This window comes from Planctomicrobium aquicomposti, from assembly GCF_051466325.1.
In the GTDB taxonomy this organism is placed as follows: domain Bacteria; phylum Planctomycetota; class Planctomycetia; order Planctomycetales; family Planctomycetaceae; genus Planctomicrobium.
In genome coordinates this window covers 3,041,341-3,062,546 of sequence record NZ_CP195792.1, presented here as the reverse complement: position 1 = coordinate 3,062,546, position 21,206 = coordinate 3,041,341, and the positions used below count along the sequence as shown (strand labels likewise).

General features: G+C 59.1%; 16 protein-coding genes. 12 read left to right on the top strand and 4 right to left on the bottom strand.

Annotated features, from left to right (window positions below):
- Positions 1–62 precede the first annotated feature (62 nt).
- Positions 63–1,070 (top strand): DUF1559 family PulG-like putative transporter, encoded by a 1,008-nt coding sequence (locus SH664x_RS11855; protein ID WP_437201159.1) that lies wholly within the window; start codon positions 63–65, stop codon positions 1,068–1,070.
- Between the two features lie 333 nt (positions 1,071–1,403).
- Positions 1,404–1,844 (top strand): carboxypeptidase-like regulatory domain-containing protein, encoded by a 441-nt coding sequence (locus SH664x_RS11850; protein ID WP_437201157.1) that lies wholly within the window; start codon positions 1,404–1,406, stop codon positions 1,842–1,844.
- A gap of 181 nt (positions 1,845–2,025) precedes the next feature.
- Here SH664x_RS11850 and SH664x_RS11845 read toward each other — a convergent pair whose 3' ends face one another.
- Positions 2,026–3,441, bottom strand: coding sequence for a cytochrome c (locus tag SH664x_RS11845; RefSeq protein WP_437201155.1), 1,416 nt, complete (start codon positions 3,439–3,441; stop codon positions 2,026–2,028).
- A gap of 292 nt (positions 3,442–3,733) precedes the next feature.
- Positions 3,734–4,159: a DUF1398 domain-containing protein gene (locus SH664x_RS11840; protein ID WP_437201153.1), complete on the bottom strand. Its 426-nt coding sequence runs from the start codon at positions 4,157–4,159 to the stop codon at positions 3,734–3,736.
- 340 nt (positions 4,160–4,499) lie between these two features.
- On the opposite strand from SH664x_RS11840, the gene SH664x_RS11835 reads away from it, so the two are divergent.
- The 4 genes from SH664x_RS11835 to SH664x_RS11820 all read left to right on the top strand — a co-directional run bounded on the left by SH664x_RS11835 (position 4,500) and on the right by SH664x_RS11820 (position 8,407).
- Positions 4,500–4,913, top strand: a complete 414-nt coding sequence (locus tag SH664x_RS11835; protein ID WP_437201151.1) for a DUF1844 domain-containing protein — start codon at positions 4,500–4,502, stop codon at positions 4,911–4,913.
- A gap of 125 nt (positions 4,914–5,038) precedes the next feature.
- Complete coding sequence (locus SH664x_RS11830; protein WP_437201150.1) at positions 5,039–6,322, top strand: DUF1444 family protein; 1,284 nt, start codon at positions 5,039–5,041, stop codon at positions 6,320–6,322.
- Positions 6,319–7,155, top strand: a complete 837-nt coding sequence (locus SH664x_RS11825; RefSeq protein ID WP_437201148.1) for an MBL fold metallo-hydrolase — start codon at positions 6,319–6,321, stop codon at positions 7,153–7,155. Before SH664x_RS11830 ends, SH664x_RS11825 begins: the two co-directional genes overlap by 4 nt.
- 58 nt (positions 7,156–7,213) lie before the next feature.
- The gene (locus SH664x_RS11820) at positions 7,214–8,407 is read left to right on the top strand and encodes a GTPase family protein (RefSeq protein WP_437201146.1); all 1,194 of its coding nucleotides are present in this window, start codon (positions 7,214–7,216) and stop codon (positions 8,405–8,407) included.
- Positions 8,408–8,495: 88 nt separating this feature from the next.
- Here SH664x_RS11820 and SH664x_RS11815 read toward each other — a convergent pair whose 3' ends face one another.
- On the bottom strand, positions 8,496–9,959 hold the full coding sequence (locus SH664x_RS11815; RefSeq protein WP_437201144.1) for a helix-turn-helix domain-containing protein: 1,464 nt from the start codon (positions 9,957–9,959) through the stop codon (positions 8,496–8,498).
- Positions 9,960–10,494: 535 nt separating this feature from the next.
- Between SH664x_RS11815 and SH664x_RS11810 the strand changes: the two genes are divergently transcribed.
- Positions 10,495–11,349 (top strand): hypothetical protein, encoded by an 855-nt coding sequence (locus tag SH664x_RS11810; RefSeq protein ID WP_437201143.1) that lies wholly within the window; start codon positions 10,495–10,497, stop codon positions 11,347–11,349.
- Between the two features lie 9 nt (positions 11,350–11,358).
- Here SH664x_RS11810 and SH664x_RS11805 read toward each other — a convergent pair whose 3' ends face one another.
- Positions 11,359–12,705 (bottom strand): MFS transporter, encoded by a 1,347-nt coding sequence (locus tag SH664x_RS11805; RefSeq protein ID WP_437201141.1) that lies wholly within the window; start codon positions 12,703–12,705, stop codon positions 11,359–11,361.
- Positions 12,706–13,087: 382 nt separating this feature from the next.
- Here SH664x_RS11805 and SH664x_RS11800 point away from each other — a divergent pair, with 382 nt between their 5' ends.
- The 5 genes from SH664x_RS11800 to SH664x_RS11780 all read left to right on the top strand — a co-directional run bounded on the left by SH664x_RS11800 (position 13,088) and on the right by SH664x_RS11780 (position 21,167).
- On the top strand, positions 13,088–15,334 hold the full coding sequence (locus tag SH664x_RS11800; protein ID WP_437201139.1) for a hypothetical protein: 2,247 nt from the start codon (positions 13,088–13,090) through the stop codon (positions 15,332–15,334).
- Positions 15,335–15,617: 283 nt separating this feature from the next.
- Positions 15,618–17,018, top strand: coding sequence for an MFS transporter (locus tag SH664x_RS11795; RefSeq protein ID WP_437201137.1), 1,401 nt, complete (start codon positions 15,618–15,620; stop codon positions 17,016–17,018).
- A 52-nt stretch (positions 17,019–17,070) separates the two neighbouring features.
- Positions 17,071–19,047, top strand: coding sequence for an amino acid transporter (locus tag SH664x_RS11790; protein WP_437201136.1), 1,977 nt, complete (start codon positions 17,071–17,073; stop codon positions 19,045–19,047).
- Between the two features lie 527 nt (positions 19,048–19,574).
- The gene (locus SH664x_RS11785; RefSeq protein WP_437201134.1) at positions 19,575–20,099 is read left to right on the top strand and encodes a hypothetical protein; all 525 of its coding nucleotides are present in this window, start codon (positions 19,575–19,577) and stop codon (positions 20,097–20,099) included.
- Positions 20,100–20,183: 84 nt separating this feature from the next.
- A complete protein-coding gene (locus tag SH664x_RS11780) occupies positions 20,184–21,167 on the top strand; it encodes a DUF1559 family PulG-like putative transporter (RefSeq protein WP_437201132.1) in 984 nt (327 codons plus the stop codon).
- The last annotated feature ends 39 nt before the right edge of the window (positions 21,168–21,206 follow it).

The following is a 21,206-nucleotide window of genomic DNA, read 5'->3' as shown; positions in this document are numbered from 1 at the left end:
AAGATGACTGATGGGAGTCGTTTTCGCTTGGGATTTCAATGTTTGTCGAGGAATGAAATTCAATGTGCAGTAAACGTCGTGGATTCACATTAATCGAGCTCCTCGTGGTGATTGCAGTGATTGCAGTCCTCATTTCGCTGCTCCTGCCCGCCGTTCAGCAGGCGCGCGAGGCCGCTCGACGCAGCCAGTGCAAGAACAATCTCAAGCAGATGGGCCTGGCATTCCACAATTACCACGACGTTCACCGCGTTCTCCCGCAGTCTCATGTGAACTGGCCCGGTTTTGGAAGCAGTTTCGGGGCTTGGGGTTGGGGATCGTTCCTGCTGCCCTATCTCGATCAGGCTGCGATGGCGAATACGCTGGATTACAACAAGCGACCGGTCCGCGACGCTTCCGGGAAGTCGGCAGCAGATGATCCTGCAGCTGTCGCCGCCCTGAACACTCGTCTGCCGGTTTACTGGTGCCCGTCTACGACGGCCCCCGAACAGTGGGATTCGAACCTGAACAACAGTGGCGTCTTCAGTTTCGGAAGTTCTCCGACGCTGCATCCCGCCATTTCCAATTACGTCGTGAACTGGGGGAGCGGATACCCACAGGAGCCGACCTACAAAGGGGGCACAAGCAACAACGGACCCTTTCACTGTGACAGCAGCTTCGGTTTCCGTGACTTTACGGACGGCACTTCGTTGACAGTTCTCGTTGGCGAACGGGCCTGGGAACATCCGTTGACCGCGGGCTCACCGGGCGGACATTACCAGCCCCGTGCTTCCACTTGGGCGGGAGCTCGCAGCAACTCCCCCGGGGGTGCACTCGATTCCGGACTCGTCCAGGTGGCGGCCGGAGGTTATATCCCGATGAATACACCTTGCACGGTCGACACCTCTTGCCGTCGCGCGTTCAGCAGTCATCACGAAGGGGGAACCCAGTTTCTCCTCGGTGATGGTTCTGTCCACTTCATCAGTGAGGCAATTGATCATCGTCCCGACACGAGCACTGCTGTCATCAAGGTCGATAGCGTTTTCGAACGCATCCTCGCCATGAATGATGGACAGCCGGTCGGTGAGTTCTAGAGGACTGGCTATCAGTGGCGCCCGCACTCAACTCACGGTGCGGGCGATTCTTTCAATCGCGATGCGCGCTGTGGCAGAATTGACAAGTTGCTGCCGATGGCTTGTTAGCTCCGCAGAGCCGGAGTGAATTCCAAATGGACTGGGCGTTCCGACAGCGGAAGGCGCGGCGTTCAATCAGGATCTGTCGCTAAACCTCCCCCGCACGTCTGGAACGGTGGGTGGGAGGGAGTCACGGGCGTTACTGGAAGATGTCTTCACGCGGTCACCGTGCAGGGCAATCTCCGGGTGTCAATTGCCCGCTATTTCTTCTCTGTTTATTTCGAAGGTTTTGAAATGCATTGGTGCCGGGAAGGTTCACTCAATCGCGTTGTTGCGGTTCTCGCCCTTGTGTCGTTGGCGAGCTTCGGTTGTAGTCAGTCCCCGTCCTTTGTGGAGGTGGCAGGCAAAATCACTCTCGACGGGAAACCCCTGGAGGGGGCCACGGTCTACTTCCTTCCCAAACAGGGAGGGCGTCCCTCCATTGCGCTGTCCGATCCTGAGGGGCACTATGAATTGAGATACACCAGCGACCAGAAGGGTGTGATCCCGGGATTGTATGAGGTGCGGATCTCAACATTTTACGCCCCTTCGCAGGAGTTTGATTCTTCAGGAAAACTGATTGCAACTCCCGCCCGCCGCGAGATTCTTCCAGAACGCTACCACGCACAATCTGAACTTGTCGCTGAGATTACCCCCGGGCAGAAAGTCTACGACTGGGAACTGACTCTCAAGTAGCACGAGGTCGCGGAGCGAGCCCCGATTGCTGCAGATTGAGAGGGTCAGCACTCTCCTGAACCGTGTGACTTCTTGACAAGACCTGACGGGTGCCTCAACCCAAGCGCTTGAGGAGCAACCCACGGATGACGGGGCCAAATGACTGGGCACAGCCTGTCAGGCTGATCGTTTCCCGCCGTGGTCACAAAGATTTCAGGTACTCCAGCACCGCTTCTTTTTCGGCCTCGGTCAAGGCGTCGGGATAGTCATGGCCCGAGTTGCTTTTGCCGAAGCCCCGGGTGTCGAAGTAATGACGGCGTTCCGCAGGAAGCGTGACCTCTGAGGGAACCGCATCCAGTTCCTCGATCACCAGTCCTCCCCGCTCCTCGTCATATCCTTCCCGGTCGATTCGCTTCCACACGACAGGCCGGTTGTCCGGATGCAGCAGATGCCACAACGTCGGCACCGAGCCGTTGTGCAGATAGGGAGCTGTCGCCCACACACCATCCAGCGGCGGAGCAAGGTAGCCGCTGGTCTCGCTGCGGGTCTCCTGCTTCCCGTAATCAGCAAACCAGGTGGCACCGTACATGGCCCGGGCCTGCTCCGGGATGGCATGGAACCGGACGGGATCAGTCCCGATGTCATCGATCGGAATGACACGATTGGGATAGCTCTCCTGCGGCCCATAGGTGCCATGACACGTGGCGCAATGCTGCTGGAACACGATTTCGCCCTGGTCGGCCAGCTGCCGATCAATCTTGAACGGATAGGCGGGAGCCTCGAGCGACTCCAGATAGGCATGGATATCCCGGAAGTCGGGCTCCCATTCACGAAACTTTTCCGGTCCGTTACTGCGAACCAGCATGAACTGCATCAGCCCGCGGTGCCCCCGTTCGGCATAGGCATCGACGTAAAGGTGACTCTTCTTGCGATAATGCCACCAGGGAGGAGCCGTCATGTCGTGATGGACCAGTTTCGGGATTCCCAGCGGCATGCGGACATTCAGATCGGCATCGCGCAGCGTCATCAGCATCACGCCGAACATGACCGCATTGGTCGACCCACGGGTCGTTCCGAGCGGGAACAGATCGAGTGCTTTTTCCATGCGTCCCATCGACCGCTCGGGAAGATAGTCTGTTTTCAGCTGGCGGAGATCTTCACTCAACGTCTCCAGTGAAACTTCCGTGTTCGGTAATCCGGGAATGGTCTTCCCCAGGACCTGCCCCCCATGACAGGTGAAGCAGTTCATGATCCACTGCCCCTTCTGATTGACGACATACTGCAGGGGTTTGAACTGCTCATCCGTCGTCGTCGCCAGATCGACCTCTGCGCGTGGGGTCAGGCCATAGCGGGCGAAGATCATCTTTCTGCGTTCCAGCGGCGAGGCCTGCTCAGCCTGAGACCGCAACGGCTCCGGCCAGACTTGCCACACCGCGGAGAGTGATTCTTCGTCGAAATCCCGAGGGAGGTACGCCTTATCCAGCAGAAACTGGTATCCCCGGGACGGATCTCCCTGGATCGTGGGCTCAGTGGCAGCCAGGAGTTTGGTCCACAGGCTGCAACAGAGAAAACTGACAATCAGGAGGGGACGAGTGTGGTGCATTCTGTCTGTCGGCATGTCTCTGGAAATGATCCTCAATCGGCGAGCTGTCTCATCGCTTCTGTGAAAACTGACAGGTTGCGACTTCAATCTACGAACTGCGTGGGCGTCCGTCCAACGCGCGCGGATCATCACACGTGCCAACTCTCTGTTCGCGGCAAGCTCGTTGTGGTCGCGCGAGAACTCACCTCCAGCGCATGAGGGTTTCGTCCATCCCTCAGTGTCGAGAACGTCTCAGACCGGCGAATTGCCCGGCTTCTTGCGGCAAATGCAATCTGCGCGGCGCTGAATGTGCCGCAGAGCGAGCAGCCTACTCGGACGCCTTGGGAGCATTCGGCTCGGCGGGAAACTCTTCCACATGAGATTCACCAGACCGGCCGAAGTAGATCACACGGCGACCTGTGATCTGGACAAAATAGCCGACGCACCCGGCCGCCCTCGTCTTGCGAATGAAATCGAGATAGGAATGTTCATTTCTCTGACTTTGATGGACAGCCGCCAGAACTTCCGGAGCGGAGAAGGCATTTGCAGTGGGATGAGGGGGATGAGGTGTGGCGACGACGTACGAGTCACCATCCGGGAGATAATAAGTGATTTCCTGACGACTGTAGTCGGCGTGGTATCGCTCCACACCCATCTGCGCCAGTTGTTCCACGATTTCGGGAAAGGCCATTTCACCGGTCAATGCGCCGTGGGCACAGTGCCTCAGAATCTCTTGCTGTCTGGAATTCATCACTGTCCTTTGCTCGCTGCGCTGTCACCAGCGAGGTTGACCGGATCTTTCATTTGCTCCAACAGCCGTTGAGCTAACGTCCCGCTGTTCCCTCGGGAGGTCTGTCACGGGAACGACTCAATTCATCGATCGACCAGGTCGCATGCCGCCTGAATGATCGCAGACCTGGGTGTCCTTGACGAGTCATTGGGATCCATCGACGCTCTGCGCGCCCGCTGGGTTGTCTGATCGGGGGGCGAGTCATATTCTGAACGGCGAGGGAGAGGGGCGGCTCCCACGATTCCAGCCACGGAGTGACCTGCCCCGTAGAACAGATGATGACGACAGTTTGTGGAGCGAGATCATGTCCGGAGACAGCAGCCAGGAAAAGCCGCAGATTGAGCTGGTTTCAGACGACGATTGGAAGAATCGGGTCAAGGCTGAAGATGCCAAGCTGGACGCGGAGCTGGAAAAGAAAAACGAAGACCAACATACCGGAGAGGGCGCTGGGACCGCGAAACTGCCGCCAGCGACATTTCCGATGCTGGTGCAGATGTTCTCCACTCAGGCCATCATGTCTCTCGGACTGATCCCCGATCCCAAGGGAGAATCCCAGGTGCAGTTGCCGATGGCGAAACACTTCATTGATCTCCTGTCGATGCTGGAGGAGAAGACGAAAGGAAATCTGTCGGAACAGGAGTCAAAGTTCCTGGAGCAGACGCTGCATGAGCTGCGGATGGCTTACATCGAAATTTCCCGACAGCGTGGAACTCCCTGAACGACGCGACGCCGACGTGCTGAACCTCCTCAGTGATGGCGGAATGGTGTGGTAGTTGGGCGGTCACTGGTCTGACTTTTCCAGACTCGGGCATTCAGATCTCTCAAGATGGAAAGACCAGTCGCATGCCTGAAACTGCTCCGGAACATTGGGTCCTGCTCTCCGGCCCCGCCAACTGGTTCCGGATGAAACATCCTCCCAGCTGGGTGGCGGAAGAACGGCAGGGGGCCTTTGCGCTCCGCCCGCCCGAAACGGAATCGCTGATTGCCATCAACACGATCTGGCTGAGTGAGGATCGCCCCGAGGCCTTGCCGGGCCTGCAGGATGTCGTTGAGCAGTTTCCCCGGGTCCGAAATGTCCGCGAAGTGCTCGATGAACCGGTCCCCGGCATTGTCGACTGCATGGAGGGGGACGCGATCCTCGACCTCGAAAAGTCCTGGTGGGGACGCTGGTGGAAGCCGCAGCACTGGCGCAGCTGGAAAATGTGGGCCTTTCAGCGCTCCCAATTGCTGATTGTCGTGACACTGCTCCACGAGGGAAAACGGGACCCGGAAATCGAGTCGTTGACCCGCATGATGCTCCGCTGTGTCGAACTTCCCGAAGTGCCTGCAGATCCGCCGGAGGTCTTTGCGAATAAAGCGGTCGGCCTGGCTCGACGCAAGTTTCCGCTGCTGTCGATCAGTCTGGTCGATGACTTTCAGATTCAGGTCGAGACGTCGCGGCTCAACCTCGCAAACTTTTATCGGGCGTATGTACGCGAACCGGAGAAGTTTGAACAGATCCTGCTCCCTGCTTTGACGACGGCTGTGCAGGTGCAGGGCTGGGGAGAACGGGAAACAGCGCCGCCGCTGGAGATTGTCCGTGACCGACTGATGCCCATGCTCTATCCGGAAGATGTCTGGCGCGAAAAGTTTCACGACATCATTGGTGAGCCGTGGGTGGCCGGCCTGGTCATTCTGTATGTGGTCGATGAAGCGAACGCTTACTGGTACGTCCGGCAGGAACTGATCGAGAAATGGGGGCTCACCTCGGGAGACCTGCACGAGATCGCGATCGACAACCTCTACAGCTACTTTGAGCGACAACCGATGGAAATGGCGGTCGCTGCTTCCGAGGAGGGTGGCGTCCCCTCCATGATGATGCCCGGCAAGCCGGATGCCTATAATTCCGTCCGGTTGCTCTGCCATTCGTTTCTGGCACAGTTGCGGGAAGTGGCGGAGGGGGATCTGGCGGTCGGAATTCCCGGCCGGGATTTTTTTGTCGCCGTTTCCATGAAGCTTCCGAATATGGTCTCGCGGATTCGTCAACGGGTCAGGGACGATTTCCAGCAGACCGACCATCCCTTAACCGACCGCATGCTGCTCGTCACCGCGGATGGAATCTCTGAACTGATTGACGATTCTGAATGAGCCACGTTGACGCTTCGGCAAGTCTGACCTTGATGGGAACCGGCACGAGCATGGGCGTGCCGATGATCGCTTGCGACTGCGCGGTCTGCACGTCGACCGATCCCCATAATCACCGCATGCGAACCGGCGTCCTCGTGCAAAACGGCGAACACCGGTTTCTGATTGACACCTCGCCCGAGCTGCGGCTGCAGCTCATCCGGGAACAGGTGAAGGAGATTGACGGGGTCGTCTTCACCCATGCCCATGCTGACCACATCATGGGGCTGGACGACCTGCGGATGTTTGGTTTCAAACAACCCGAGCCGATTCCACTTTACTGCGAGGCCGAAGTGGAGCAGATTCTCCGCTCGGCGTTCGCGTATGCCTTCGGAGCTCCGGTGTCGCCGCTGCACTCACGACCACGCCTCGTCTTCCGGCGGATCGATGAGTCGCCGTTCAGCCTGGCCGGTCTGCAGGTGCAGCCGCTGCGGCTGATTCATGGAGAACTGCCGATCCTCGGGTTCCGAATCAACGACGTCGCCTTCTGCACGGATGTCAGCTGCATCCCGGAGAGCAGTCTGCAGCGGCTGCAGAATCTGGATGTTCTGATTCTGGGAGCGATCCGTGATGAACCTCATCCGACCCACTTCAACATTCCGCAGGCGCTCGAGGTCGTTGAGCGCCTGCGCCCGCGACAGACGTATCTGACGCACATTTCCCACTCGCTTGATCACGCTGCAACCAATGCCCGTCTCCCTCCTCACGTCCAACTTGCCTATGATGGATTAAGAATTCCGTTGAGGGAGACTTCGGCCACCGGCAGCTCTCAGGCTGCCGCACCAGCGATGCGGTGAATGCCGACAGGTCGCGCTTGTTCCAAGGACTCTCTCCACTGTAATCGAGCGATGCCAGATGACGTGGAACCCATTCAAGAAGCTGTTTCCCAGCCGCAGCCAAACCGAAGCAGACTCCCGGCAGGCCATGAAGGGTCTGCTGGAAGCCTCTCCTATTCCGGTGATTTGGCTCTTTGGAAAGACCGGGAGCGGCAAGTCGTCCATCATCCGCTACCTCACCGGTGTCGATGCCATTGAGATCGGCACCGGTTTTCGACCGCAGACCCGGTTCTCCTCACGTTACGACTTCCCAGACGCTTCCGAACCGCTGTTGCGGTTTCTCGACACGCGAGGATTGGGCGAGGTTTCCTATCAGCCCCAGGATGATCTCGCAAACTTTGGCGCCGAGACGCATCTGATGATTGTCGTGGTGCGGGCGATGGACCACGCACTCGATGAAATCGTGAACGCCTTGCGCGAGATCCGCTCCAGCAATCCCCGCCGGCCGGTGATCCTCGCCCTGACCGCTTTGCATGACGCCTATCCCGGGTCGCAACACCCCGAGCAGGATCCGTTCACGAGTGAAGCGCGACCGCTCCCGGACGGGATTGACGGGAATCTGCGACGGTCGCTGGAACTGCAGTACCAGCGTTTCGACGGACTCTTCGACCGGGCGGTCCCCCTGGATCTGACCCCTCCCGCTGAGGGTTTTCAGCAACCGCAGTTCGGCGGCCAGCGCTTGCGGCAGGCGATTCTGGAGTCGTTGCCGTCCGCTTACCGGCAGACGCTGCTCCGCATGGAAGAAGTCGTTCTGCCGCTCAAGGACCTGACCCGCAAACGGACGATGCCGGTGATTCTCGGGGTCAGTACACTGGCAGCAACGGCGGCGGCCATTCCTCTCCCCTGGGTCGATATCCCTGTGGTAATGGGACTGCAGACGCATCTCGCCTACAAGCTGGCAAAGATTCATCATCAGCAGCTGGATGCGCAGACCATTGCGCAGGTGACCGGCTGGCTGGGTGGACGCATTGCGATTCAGTTGACGATTCGTGAGACCCTCAAGTTCATTCCGTGGGTCGGTATCGCGGCGAATGCGGCAGCGGCGTTCGCCTACACGTTCGCGACCGGAATGGCCTGGAACTGGTACTTCACCAGCATTCGCGAAGGACACCTGCCGACGGAGACCGAATTGCGGGAGGTCTTTCAGAAGCAACTCGCCCGCGCAGCCGAACTCTGGAAGTCGACAACCCCCTCCGGTGCGGATGCACCCTGAATCGAATTGGGAGATTGAGCCCCAAAAAAAGAAACAGGCAGGCCCTTCGCCTGCCTGTTCGCTCGTTGACACTGCAGAGGCGGCTGCTCTATTTGAACAGGCCACCGACCGCGTTGATCATGGCTCCGCTGACCGGATTGGGATCGGCCGCGGTAGCGGTGTTCTTCACGAGGTCGAACATCACAGCGCCGCACGCCAGCATCAGCAGTGAGGTGAGCGTCAGCATGACAAATGTTCCGGTTCCCCATTCCACGTCTGATGCGGAACTGCGGGCGCCGGAAGAGGCGTATTCCTGTCGGCCGGAGGGTGCGGCGAACGCTTCATCGTCCGGTTCGAAGACATCGAGACCTTCTTCATCTTCAAAACCGTCTGTTTCGAGATCGAGATCCCCTTCGGGTTCGAATTCTGCCGATTCCCCATCGTCCCCGTCGACATCGAAATCGGCGTCGCCCAGTGTGGCGTCGTCGTGGTCGCCCAGGTCAAGGACGCCTGTGTCGCCGTCATCCATCCGCAGATCGAAGCTGCTGTCGTCATCTTCTTTGATGGCGGCCAGCTCAAACTGGGTTTCCGCAACGTCTTTTTTCGGGACGATGTCCATCATCGGGACAGTTCCCGCTCCGAACGTGCTATCCAGAGAGATACCGCTTTCGGCAGATTCGAGAGAAATGCCGCTGTCGCCCGAGGAAATCGAGATGCCGCTGTCGTCATCCAGGGCGAGTGTGATTCCTTCTTCATCATCAATCCGGATGCCGCTGTCGCCGGAGCCTTCCAGAGAAATCCCGCTCTCGCCGAGCATCAGCGCGCTGTCTCCCCCCAGGGAGATGCCTGATTCGTCAATTGCGGAGCCGGGTCGGAAGTCGATGGCCACGGCATCTTCATCATCACCGATGAACGTGATGTCCCCGGAGGAAACATCGGGAATGAGTTGGACGTCGCTGTCGCTCTGCTTCATCGGATCGGGAGCCAGGGTGATGTCGCTGCCGGTGTCGTTATCGAGCAGCATCGGAATTTCATCGTCCGTCAGTCCGCCGACAAGCTGGACATCGCTATCACTATCGCTCCCGGCGATTCCGACATCGCTGTCGCTATCGGGACCGACCAGTTTGACTTCACTGTCGCTGTCGGCGTTCAGCAGGTTCAGCTCCGGATCCGTTCCCAGCCCGAGGCCATCGGTGACGGTTTGATCCAGTCCCACCAGCTTCACGTCGCTGTCGCTGTCGAAGCCGAGGTCGAGCTCCGGACCGCCGACCAGACGCACATCGCTGTCACTGTCATAGAGGAGGTCATCCTTGGCAGGGGGAGTGGGCTGCCCGGCCGAGAACGGGAGCGCTGTCTTCGGCGTCGTCTTTTCGTCTTTAAAGAGAGGGACCTCGGGATGGGAATCCGCCTGCCGCTTCCGGCCGAGTGATTCCACATCTTCCGACTTGAACTTCCAGGTCCCGCGATCAGCGAATCCTCGAATCTCCCCTTTTTCACGCAGGCGGATCAACTCGTCTGTGCCCATCGACAGCAGTTGTGCGGCTTCGTCAAGGCTGAGGTATTTCTTCGACATCTCTGGTCGACTCCTGATCGCATCACATCATCAAAATTTGATCGCCCCCGGCATCCTTGCGAACGTACGTCTTCTGCCGTTCCTGGTGCAGACATTTCAGCGGAACAATCGCATCCGTCAAATGGCTGAATCGACGGAACCGTTCTCACTCAGCCAAGATTTGTCAAAAAGGATGGAACCTGACAATTCTGCTGGTTAACAGGGACCCTGCGGGCAGGACTGTTCCACAGAATTTTATTCTACGTCTGTTCAGGCCTGTTGCAATCGGCAGATTTTGCGGATCACGGGAATTGAAAACGGTGATCGCTGAAGAAAACGGGCCGATTTTCGACCGTGGGGTCTACGAGATCGGTATCCATCTCCCAATCCGGGAAATCCGTAAAGTCCTCAGAATCTTCGCGACGATGAACTGCTGGCAAGGCGCACGGACCGCTGCTCTCCCCCTGTTTTCCGGCACCGGAAACAGGTGATCGCACTTTCAGGCGAATCGTCCCGCGCCGGGCACGTTCACTTTTCTGAAAATGAGGCGCCTCCGATGCGGATCGCATTTCTCTCTCTCGCGTTTGTTGCCAGCCTGTGTGTCGGCTGTTGCCAGACTCCCACAGTGGCGACTCCTTGGGGCGATCCCTACGCCAACTGCATCGATGAAGGCCCCTGCAGCTCCGGCCCCCCCTTCTCGCGACACAGCGCGGCCCGCAACATGCGGAAATTTGCCCGGCAGCAGTCGCATGACCAGTTGTTCGCGGACACCATCGGCTATGGAATCGGCGAATGCGGTTACGGCGACTGCGGCATGGACGCCTGTGGAATGGGGGGCTGCCAGCCATGCGGTGACGGCTTGATGATGGCTGGCAATGCGATTCCCAGTCAGATGTTCCCCGGGCAGATCGTGGGAGGAGACGGCATGATGGCTGGAGGGAGCTTCTGCCCCAACTGCCAGCAGCAACAGGGAATGATGATGCAGGGGGCACCGCAGGCATATCAGCAGCAGTACCCTCCCCAGAACATGCCGCAGCCATACCAGCAACCGCAACCGACAATGGCGCAGCCCATGGCCGTCCCCCCCGCAGCGAATCCGGCTCCCGCGGAGCCTGAACCGCATCCGGCTCATCCGACCACGGGACTGTACGGCTCTCCGCAGGAATACTATCCGCCGGTGTCCTGGCAGCCTTCCGCTCAGCCGCAGTCTGCAGGCCAGCAGTTTGCAGGCCAGCAGATGATGGCTCCGCAACAGATGATGGCCCCACAGCAGGGGATGCCGATGCAGCAACCGATGATGACGCAGCAACCGCTGCAAATGCCGATCCAGCAATCGATGCACATGCCTATGCAGCCGTCGCAGCAGATGCCGCTGCAGGCTCCTGTACAGCAGACGCTGTACGCTCCGTAACAAGTCGGGTCACAGACTTGGCAGTGGTTCTTGTCGCACGGACCCGGAATCCTCTTCCGCAGTGACTGGCTGCGGTTGCCGCACCGGGAGCAGCCAGAGGATGGCAACGACCCGACCGATCCAGGAGACGAGAAAGAGAGTCTGGAAACACCAGGCCCGATTGCTGAAGCCGTCGAATATCTGCAGCTGATCGATCGCCCAGCCACCTGCGATGCCCGCCAGACCGGCGATCAACCCTGAGACCTGATCGTAAAGTGCAAACTGACGAGCATTGTCCCCGCGGGGGACGAGTTTCAGGCAGAGGTTGATCCCGCAGACGTTGACCGCTCCAAACGCACCCCAGACGATGGAGACCCCGCCCAGCGGCCACCAGTTCTCTGCCCGCGCACTCATCAGCAGGGGCATGCCGCAGCTGACGATCAGCAGCCCGATGATCAGACCTCGCTTGTCCTGCCCACGGTCGCAGAGTCGCCCTCCCCATGTGGCGGCAGGCAGCTGAATTAGATTTGTCAGCGCTGTGAACGCCAGCGCCGTCTCAACGCCCACGCCAATGATCGTGGCGGTATAGAAAAACATTGCTGTCTGGGTCAGTCCCTGAAAAAAGGCCAGCCACCAGCGACCTGCCAGCAGCCAGCGGAACGACCAGCGGTCAAACACGGTCTCCTCGTTCCAGACGGCCTTCTTCTCAAGGGGAATCCAAGGGACGTCGGCGACTTTCAGCAGCGGCAGAACAGATGCCATACAGAGCAGGTTCCCGCAGCAGAAGCAGGCAGCCAGTGTCCACTGATTCGCTGAGGGCCCGAGCTGCGCGAGGACTTTCGACCGCAACAGCGACAGCCCCAGCGGGACCACCAGCATGGCGGCAATCGAGGCGAGTTGCCGCCGGGAGAACAGGTGTCCCCAGTTGACGTCCGGCACCAGGTCGCTGATCCACGAGATGTAGTTGACATAAGCGACACCCTGGCAGAGATACCATCCCGAGAGGCAACTCAAAATCATCAGATAGGTGGACAGCTCGCCACTCGCTGCGGGGAGCATCAACGCCAGAGGAATGGCGAGCGCGATCAACCGTCCGAGCACGATCCCGAGAATCCAGATCCGCTTCCGGCTGTGCAGATGCAGAGTCACCGGACGGGACAAGGCACTCAGGGCTTGTGACGTTTCGGGGATGATCTGCAGAATTGAAAACAGAAACGGCAGAAACTGAAACTGGTGCAGGAAATAGTTAAGAACCGTCCCTCCCGTCAGGACGTTCCCGGCGGAAAACAGAATCTGGCCGAGCATCACCCGCCGGACGATCTCGTTTCGTGAAAACGGATGCTGCTGCCCGCCAGATTCGGTTGCATTGTTCGTCATTGCGGCAGCATACGCCAAGTCCCTCGGGGCTGTCATCGACGAACCGCAGAGCCTTCTGTGACCTCGCCCGGTCGGGAGAGTGAGCGCATTTCTCCGACCTCCTCGGGTGTCTGAGAGAACGACTGGGGGGACTCTGAGGGCCGGTGCGAGAATGCTGAATCCCGCATCAACGGACCTGCCGGACAGGGTTCAAGTGTCCGCTGGCTTCAATTCGATAGAACCGACACGGACTGGTCTTTCGATTCGGTGCGCTCAATACTTGTTTGTTAAATTAGAGCGGCCGGAGAAACATTGCGGTTTGTGCGGCACGGGTGGAACAGTTCGACCCCGCCAGATCGTCATGCCGCGGGTGTGGACCGATCAGCCGGTCGGGAGGAATTCAATGCGGTGGAACGACGCTGTCCGTAATCCGATGACTCTCTGCGCGATGCTGGTGGCAGCCTCCAGCCCGGCGCTCGCTCAGACGGAAACTGCTGTTCCCGCGAAGCCACCCGCAGAATCTCCACTGGTCATCCAGCCCACCACAGTTGATGGGTATTTCGACGCGACCCTGCTGATGGTGAAGCTCGCACGGCCGGAACTGGCCCGCTACTACCTCGAGCAGCTTCTGAATCAGAATCCCGCAGAGAGTGATCTACTTGCGTTAAGAGACAAGTACGGCACGGGGACGTTTGTCGAGCTCACAGGTGTGGAAGCCCTGCAGCCACTGGCCGATCAGCTGGTCGACAAATTGACTCAGGCAGTCCGCAATCTGGGAAATCAGCCCGGTTATGTGCAGAATATTCTCCCCCGGCTGAATGGCAGCACGCGGGAACGGGCGGAAGCTCTGACTGAGCTGCGTCATCTCGGCCCATATGCCGTTCCCGCGATTCTGACAGAGTTGCAGTCTGATCGCGGAGTCAGCACGGACGTGCTCGTCGTGGCCCTGACTCGCCTCGGACAGGAAATTGCCCCGACAATGGTCGGCGCATTGACGTCTCCCAACGACACCGTTCGCGCGGTGGCGGCGGACGTGCTCGGTTATGTCGGAGGCGAGAACGACGCCATCTGGCTGTGGGCTCCGGCTTTTGCAGAAGACCAATCGCCGGGAGTGCGACTGGCGGCCCGGCGATCACTGGCGCGGTTACTGCTCCGCGATCCGGCGAAAGTTGCTCAGGTCTCCGGAGACGGCGCAGCTGCAAAATTACTTCAGGCAGCGCTGGCCTATCTGGGAGACCGTCACAAGTGGTCGGAAGTAGAGCTGGAGTCTCCCGAATTATCGACGTGGAGCTGGGACTCCGCTGCCGGAACGATTCAGGAGCACGTCGTCCCTCGGCGAAACGCTGCCACGTTCTTCGCGGAACGGCTGGCACGGGAGTCTGCACAGTTGGCTCCTTCGTCCGAAGATGCTGCAATTGTCCTGCTCGCAGCCCTGCTGACACGAGAAGTTGAGGAGTCAGGCTGGGACAAGCCAATTCCTCAGGGACCAGCAACCGCGTTCGATCTGCTGGTGAGAACCGGACCCGTCACGACGGAACAGCTTCTGCGTCTGTCACTGGCCGAGAACCTGATTGCCCCGGCACTGGCCAGTATCGAAGCTCTGGGCCAAACCGGTTCCGTCGACCTGTTGAAGCGACCTGCCGGCGGCAGCCCGATTATCGAGGCGCTCGACTTCCCCTCCACTCGCGTGCAGTTCGCCGCAGCGGTGACCATTCTGGAATGGGAACCTGTTAAAGAGTTCCGTGGTTCACGTCGGGTTGTCGAGATTCTCGCCCGGGCATTGAACTCGGAAGGGCATGCGGTGGGGGTCATCATGGATCCGAACAGCCACCGTGCCTCACAAACCGGTGGAATTTTTGGTGAAGTCGGCTTCCGACCGCAACTCGCCGCAACCGGACAGGCCGGGTTCCAAACCGTCGCCCAGCGCGGCGACGTGGAACTCGCTGTCCTGCATCCGAATGTCATTCGCTGGGAACTGACACAGACCATTGCCAACCTGCGGGCAGATGCGCGGACGGCCAACATTCCGGTGGTGATCTACGGCCCCGCCGCCGCCCGGCATGATTTCGACCGACTCGTGAATGAGTTTCAGCGGGTCGCATTTGTCGATGAAGCTTCCGACTCATTAGGACTGAACCGGGGCCTGAAGCCTGTGCTGGCCCAGCTCAATCCTCCCCCGTTGACCCATGCCCAGCGCACCGAACGGATTGAAGAAGCCGCGTTCTGGCTACGGCGACTGGCCATGCGGAACGTCGCGGGAGTGTTCGATCTTTCGATTGCGGAAGAGGCACTGATCGGGGCTGTCAATCAGGAATCTGTGGCGCCTCACGCGCTGGTGGCTTTGGGAGCGATTGGCAGTCCGCGCGTCCAGGAAGCATTGTTGAACGTGGTGATTGCCCCCTCGATGAAACCGGAGATCCGCCAGGATGCCGCCCGGCAGCTCGCGTTTCACATCGCGCGGTATGGGCTTCTACTCCGAGAAGGGGATGTGAGCCGGTTGCGTAACGTCTGGTCGCTGGAGACCGATGCAGGACTTCGGACTGCTCTGGCGAGTGTGCTGGGGGCGACCCGCCCCACGTCCGCTGCTGCTCGGAAGCAAATTCTGGCCTGGCCAGCCTCTGCAGCCCCTGTCGGGAACGCCACTCCCTGATTGTCTGGAAAGGCTGCGAAATCTGTACTTCCGAACAGATGTCAGTCTTTTCAAACCTAAGAATCCGCACCACTCTCAGTGGAAAATCGGCCTCATCGGCCTGCTGGCTGTCAATCGATGCCCCGGGTGGCTAAAACTGTGCGCGTTGAGGCCCTCTCAGAGAGTCGACCTGCAAGTGTCGGTGCGCGCATTGTGTGCTCGGCGATCGCTTTTCGAAGTGGGCTCAAGATACTGAGGCTTTTGCACTCCCCCTTAGCCCGCCAGACGTCGACGAGGTGATCCGTTGCATATTGATTTGCCCTCCAATGATGACGCCGCTCAGACTACTTCGGGAAATCAGGTTCCCTGGTACAAGGAGCTGAACCGGACCCATTGGTTCATTCTGACAGTGGCCGCGCTTGGCTGGCTGTTTGACACGATGGATCAACAGCTCTTCGCGCTGGCTCGAATGCCGGCCATGCGGGCGTTGCTCCCCCGGGGTGCTGATGGAGCGGTGGACCCAACCCTCGTTAACCAATACAGCGGCTACATCACTGCCATTTTTCTGCTGGGCTGGGCAACGGGAGGTCTGATCTTTGGAATGATGGGCGACCGCTACGGACGCGCCCGCGTCATGGCTTGGACCATTCTGATGTACTCTGCCTGCACCGGTTTGAGTGCGTTTTCCTATAACTTCTGGGACTTTGCCGTTTACCGGTTTCTGACCGGTCTGGGTGTGGGAGGTGAGTTCGCAGTGGGCGTCTCACTCGTGGCGGAAGCGATGCCATCCCGGGCCCGACCTTACGCGCTGGGACTTCTGCAGGCGTTGTCAGCCGTCGGGAATATTACCGCCGGATTGCTGAGCATTGTGCTGGGAAGTCTGGAATCTTCCGGCGCCATTGGCTCGGCTTGGCGCTGGATGTTCGTTGTCGGGGCCCTGCCGGCGCTGCTGGTGGTTGTCATCCGCCGCAATATGAAGGAACCGGAGTCGTGGCAGCGTGCCATGGCCGAGAATAAAGTACGCAAACCGATTTATCACACATACATCGAGTTGTTCAGCAATTCCACTTTGCGGCGGAACACGCTCGTGGGAATGACGCTGGCATTTGCAGGTGTCGTGGGGCTGTGGGGGATCGGCTTTTTCTCGTATGACCTGCTGGAACAGGTCCTGCGCAATGACTGGAAGGGCCTGAATCTTCCCGATGCAGAGCTGAACGGAAAGATCGCGAAGTGGAAGGGGATTACTTCCATGATGCAGAATCTCGGCGCATTTTTCGGGATTTATGCATTTGCCTATGTTTCCCAGTGGATGGGACGTAAACCGACCTTCGCCGTCACGTTCGTGGCAGCTGGTCTCAGCACCGCCCTCGTCTTTGCCAAACTGGCAAACTTCTCCCAGATCTTCTGGATGATTCCACTGATGGGCTTCTGTCAGCTGGCATTGTTTGGGGGATATGCCGTCTATCTGCCTGAATTGTTCCCGACCCGGCTCCGCAGTACCGGGGTCTCCTTCTGCTATAACGTCGGTCGTTTCGTGGCCGCTTCGGGGCCTTGGGGACTCGGTTTGCTCGGTGGACTTTTCGCGGGTTCCGACCCGTTGACAAAATTCCGGTATGCCGGATTGACCATGTGCTCGATCTTCGTCCTGGGTCTGATGGCGCTGCCGTTTGCCCCGGAGACAAAAGATCGTCCGCTGCCTGAATAAGGTCCGGTATCCACGCGGCAGCACAGTTGCCTAGCGATCGGATTCGCGTCCTATGAAAGCAAGTTGTTCTCGCGATGACCTCCCCCCTCACACGGGGGAGGTTCAGCCGGGGCATTCCAAGGCACCGCACCAGTCCTTCTGGCTGTGGGTTCTCTGCCTGACGGGCGTCGACTATTTCAGCACGCTCGCGTACCAGCCTTCGATCGCGTTCCTGGCGGCGGGTCGACTCGCTCCGATCGCGACCATCTTTCTGGTGCTCATTACCCTGTTCGGGGCGATCCCGACCTATTTTTATGTCGCGCGCCACTCCCCGCATGGACAGGGCTCGATTGCCATGCTGCAACGATTGCTCTCGGGGTGGTGGGGCAAAGTCCTGATTCTTGTCCTGCTCGGCTTCGCAGCCACGGACTTTGTCATCACGATCACGCTCTCGTCAGCCGATGCCGCAGAACATCTGCTGCACAACCCGATCTGGATCAACGCGCCGGATTTTCTGCAGGACAACCTCACCATCACTCTGGTGATGCTGATTCTGCTGGGGGCGTTGTTCCTTCGCGGCTTTCGTGAAGTGATCGGGATTGCCGTCGGCATTGCCGCTGTGTTCCTGGTGCTCAATGCCCTGGTCGTGGGGGCCGGGCTGCTGTCGGTGGCGAAGAATCCGGAACTGGTCAGCCAGTGGTGGCAGCATGTTCAATCGGGTGAGCTGGGCCTCCCCGAGTTCACGCCTCGTCCTCTGTCGCTGGTGAGTATTTTTCTGCTCAGTCTGGTGCTCTTCCCCAAGCTGATTCTGGGGCTGAGCGGATTCGAAACCGGTGTGGCGGTGATGCCGCTGATCCAGGGGGACGCGGAAGACGATGCTCACACTCCACGCGGAAGAATCCGGAATGCGAGGAAGCTGCTGCTGACTTCGGCCATCGTGATGTCGGCGATGCTGCTGGGCTCGTCTGTCGTCACGACGCTGCTCATTGCTCCCGAAGCGCTGGTGGAAGGGGGGCCGGCCATCAACCGTGCACTGGCGTACCTCGCGCACGGGGAAGGACCGCAGCGGATTGCGCCCTGGTGCGGCGAGCTGTTCGGAACCATTTACGATTTCAGCACCGTGGCAATTCTCTGGTTCGCTGGTGCCAGTGCCCTCTCCGGTCTGCTGAACCTGATCCCCCGCTACCTTCCCCAGTACGGCATGGCCCCTCACTGGGCGGCGGCGGTACGACCACTGGTGCTGGTGATTTCACTGATCTGCATCGTCGTCACGCTCTGGTTCGATGCCGATGTCGAATCTCAGGGAGCCGCCTATGCCACGGGCGTGATGGTGCTCATTCTCAGCGCCTGCACAGCGGTGGTGATTGGCAAGTTTCACGAACGGACCGGGACCTTCTGGCAGCGACTCCCGTGGACATCCATTTTCATTCTGCTGGTGTTCGCCTATGCCACGCTGGCAATCATGATCGAAAAGCCGGACGGGCTGCTCATCGCTTCCGCTTTTATTGGCGGCATCATTCTGATCTCCATCGCTTCGCGAATTCTTCGCAGCGGGGAGCTCCGCGTTGTCCGGTTCGAGTTCAGCGATGATGAATCGCGCTTCCTTTGGCAGACGCTGCAGTATCTCGATATCCCGGTCCTCGCTCCTCATCGACCGGGGGGACGTTCTCTCGAAGCCAAAGAACGCGAGTTGCGGGACTGGCATCATCTGGATGCCCAAGTGCCGGTCGTCTTCGTCGAGATCGAAGTGGGTGACCCGAGTGACTTCTTTCAGGAGCCGTGCCTGACAATTCGCCAGGAAGAAGGGCGTTTTGTGATTCACGTGACGCGCTGTACCGCTGTGGCGCCCGCATTGGCTGCCATCGCTCTGAACCTCTCTCAGGGGGCGCGACCCGTGGAACTGCATTTTGGCTGGTCCGACGAAAGCCCCTTGCGGACCAACCTGCAGTTTCTCCTGTTCGGAGAAGGCAATGTTCCGTGGATTGTCCGCGACATGCTGCGTCGCGCGGAACCGGATGAAGCGATTCGCCCTCGGGTCATCATCGGTTAATGCACGGGGCTGTTCCTGTTCCCGATACGTTCTGTCGGGTGCTTGAGCCTTCGAGTGATCGAGATCCGTTCGGGACGGATCTGGTAAAGAGCTTCCCTCTGTTCGTGCGTGAGCGCATCAGTCGCGTGCGAAGAGATGGTCGGCAGCCGCGACTGAAAAAACATCAAAAGTTGCGAATATTTTGTTCCAGATTGCTTCGCCACTGGCCACTTCCATCTGGGAAGCCCACTGAATTCGGAGTTTCCCACGAGTCCCCTGACGAACTGGGCTTGTCTGAGGCTCGTGGCTGACCTTTGGTGTTGTGCGCATCCGGGGCCTTCTTCGACAGGTGAATTGTTCTTAGGCCGGTGGCCCGGCTCATCTGTCTCGTGGTTCGCGCCCTGTGCGAGAGATTTTGACTTTCATCGGCATCTCCTCGTCGTGCGGGAGTAAGCATTTCATCACGTGAAAGGCTTGCTGCACGGGAATAGCCAAGAGTCACCGCGCCAGGGAGTAACCCCTTGCAGAAACCTTGTGGGAACGAAGCAGTGACTGATTCACCGACCCGAGTACGATCCTTCCGGCTTCTGGCCGAGCCCCGCCCGGGCCTTGATTTGAAGGCTCTGGCATCCGGGCAGGGACGAACAGCAGTCGCCATTCCGGTTTCCTGCATTCCTTTGATCGCAGTCCTGTGCTCGCTCGCGTTTCAGTCAGGCTGCAATTCCGGCGAATCGTTCACGGTCGCGCCGGTGGTCGGCAAAGTTCTGTGCGAAGGAAAGCCGGTCAGCGAAGGGATGGTGCAGTTCTCACCCGTCGCATCGACCGGCAACCGGCCCGGCAAAACGGCGGCTGCCATGATCAATTCCGATGGGACATTCGTTCTCTCCACGTATGGACCCGCCGATGGTGCGGTGATCGGCACTTGTGACGTGATGGTTGGTTCGGCCGATCCACTGAAGCCGTGGAGTAAGGAACTCTCCCGACCGATCCGGTTTGAGGTGAAGCCCGGTCGGAATGAGGTCCTGATTGAAGTTCTGACCGACGGGACAGGAAAAGTTGCGGCGGCGGGCTGAACGACGGGGCAATGTTCGGTCGTTCCACATTCCGTCGATGTTTTCGCCTTTGTTGTTTGAAGGATATCCCCAAGAGAGGTGTGCATGGCGAGGTCTCAACAGCGCTCCGGTTTCACTTTGATCGAACTGCTGGTGGTCATCGCCATCATTGCGGTTCTGATTGCCCTGCTTCTGCCCGCAGTTCAGCAGGCCAGGGAAGCAGCCCGCAGGTCCACCTGCAAAAACAACATGCATCAGATCGGCCTCGCTCTTCACAATTATCACGACACCCACAAGGTGTTTCCGCCTGCCGCCTTCAAGGTGCTCATGACCGGAGTGACGTCGAACACAAAAAACCGCCAGGCCACCTACTGGGGAAGTCTGCTCCTTCCCTATCTCGATCAGGCTCCGCTGTACCAGTCGATGAAGTGGGGGAGCGACGAAATGATCTGGGATCAGGGCCCCAATCTGGCAGCGAGAATAACACCGATCGCCGTCCTGAAGTGCCCTTCCGCCACAGATCTTGCTGCCTACGGAGAACTGGACAAGGACGGGGCGACCAGCCGCGATGGAATTACGATGGGTGAAGACATTTCCCCCTGTAACTACAGCCCGGTCATTACGGGAACCATCGGAAACCCCGCGGTCTCTGCACAGGCCACCTGGGGCAACAACCGCATGGATGATTATGTCCCCTTGAATAGAACGTACTACACCGGCGGCTTCACGCAGAACAACTGCTTCGAAATGACGGAGATTCGCGATGGAACCAGTAACACCGCCGCGATCGGAGAGCGGTTTCGGAGCGGAGTGACAGAAGTCGGCAACGTCCGGTTTCGAGCCTATTACTGCCTCGGCTCTCCCGATGCGGAGAACAAACACGCAGCCTTTGCGGGCTCACTGGGCACACCCATCAACTCCCGGCTGGAGAATGATATCGGGTTCGCGGGATTCCATAGCAATCACGCCGGTGGAGCCCAGTTCCTGATGTTCGACGGAGCTGTGCGGTTTTTGTCCGAGAATCTGGATAACAACCTGCGTGCCGCACTGGCCTCGCGAGGGGGAAAAGAGACGATCGGTGAGTACTAAAGAGTCTGGATTCCCCCTGCCCGGCACTCGGATCTGAGC

Bases quoted from the DNA above. Each gene is read 5' to 3' on its own strand.
- SH664x_RS11780 (WP_437201132.1), top strand. From the start codon at position 20,184: ATGGCGAGGTCTCAACAGCGCTCCGGTTTCACTTTGATCGAACTGCTG.
- SH664x_RS11810 (WP_437201143.1), top strand. From the start codon at position 10,495: ATGCGGATCGCATTTCTCTCTCTCGCGTTTGTTGCCAGCCTGTGTGTC.
- SH664x_RS11830 (WP_437201150.1), top strand. From the start codon at position 5,039: ATGCCTGAAACTGCTCCGGAACATTGGGTCCTGCTCTCCGGCCCCGCC.
- SH664x_RS11850 (WP_437201157.1), top strand. From the start codon at position 1,404: ATGCATTGGTGCCGGGAAGGTTCACTCAATCGCGTTGTTGCGGTTCTC.
- SH664x_RS11790 (WP_437201136.1), top strand. From the start codon at position 17,071: ATGAAAGCAAGTTGTTCTCGCGATGACCTCCCCCCTCACACGGGGGAG.
- SH664x_RS11815 (WP_437201144.1), bottom strand. From the start codon at position 9,959: ATGTCGAAGAAATACCTCAGCCTTGACGAAGCCGCACAACTGCTGTCG.
- SH664x_RS11835 (WP_437201151.1), top strand. From the start codon at position 4,500: ATGTCCGGAGACAGCAGCCAGGAAAAGCCGCAGATTGAGCTGGTTTCA.
- SH664x_RS11855 (WP_437201159.1), top strand. From the start codon at position 63: ATGTGCAGTAAACGTCGTGGATTCACATTAATCGAGCTCCTCGTGGTG.
- SH664x_RS11820 (WP_437201146.1), top strand. From the start codon at position 7,214: ATGACGTGGAACCCATTCAAGAAGCTGTTTCCCAGCCGCAGCCAAACC.
- SH664x_RS11800 (WP_437201139.1), top strand. From the start codon at position 13,088: ATGCGGTGGAACGACGCTGTCCGTAATCCGATGACTCTCTGCGCGATG.
- SH664x_RS11805 (WP_437201141.1), bottom strand. From the start codon at position 12,705: ATGACGAACAATGCAACCGAATCTGGCGGGCAGCAGCATCCGTTTTCA.
- SH664x_RS11845 (WP_437201155.1), bottom strand. From the start codon at position 3,441: ATGCCGACAGACAGAATGCACCACACTCGTCCCCTCCTGATTGTCAGT.
- SH664x_RS11825 (WP_437201148.1), top strand. From the start codon at position 6,319: ATGAGCCACGTTGACGCTTCGGCAAGTCTGACCTTGATGGGAACCGGC.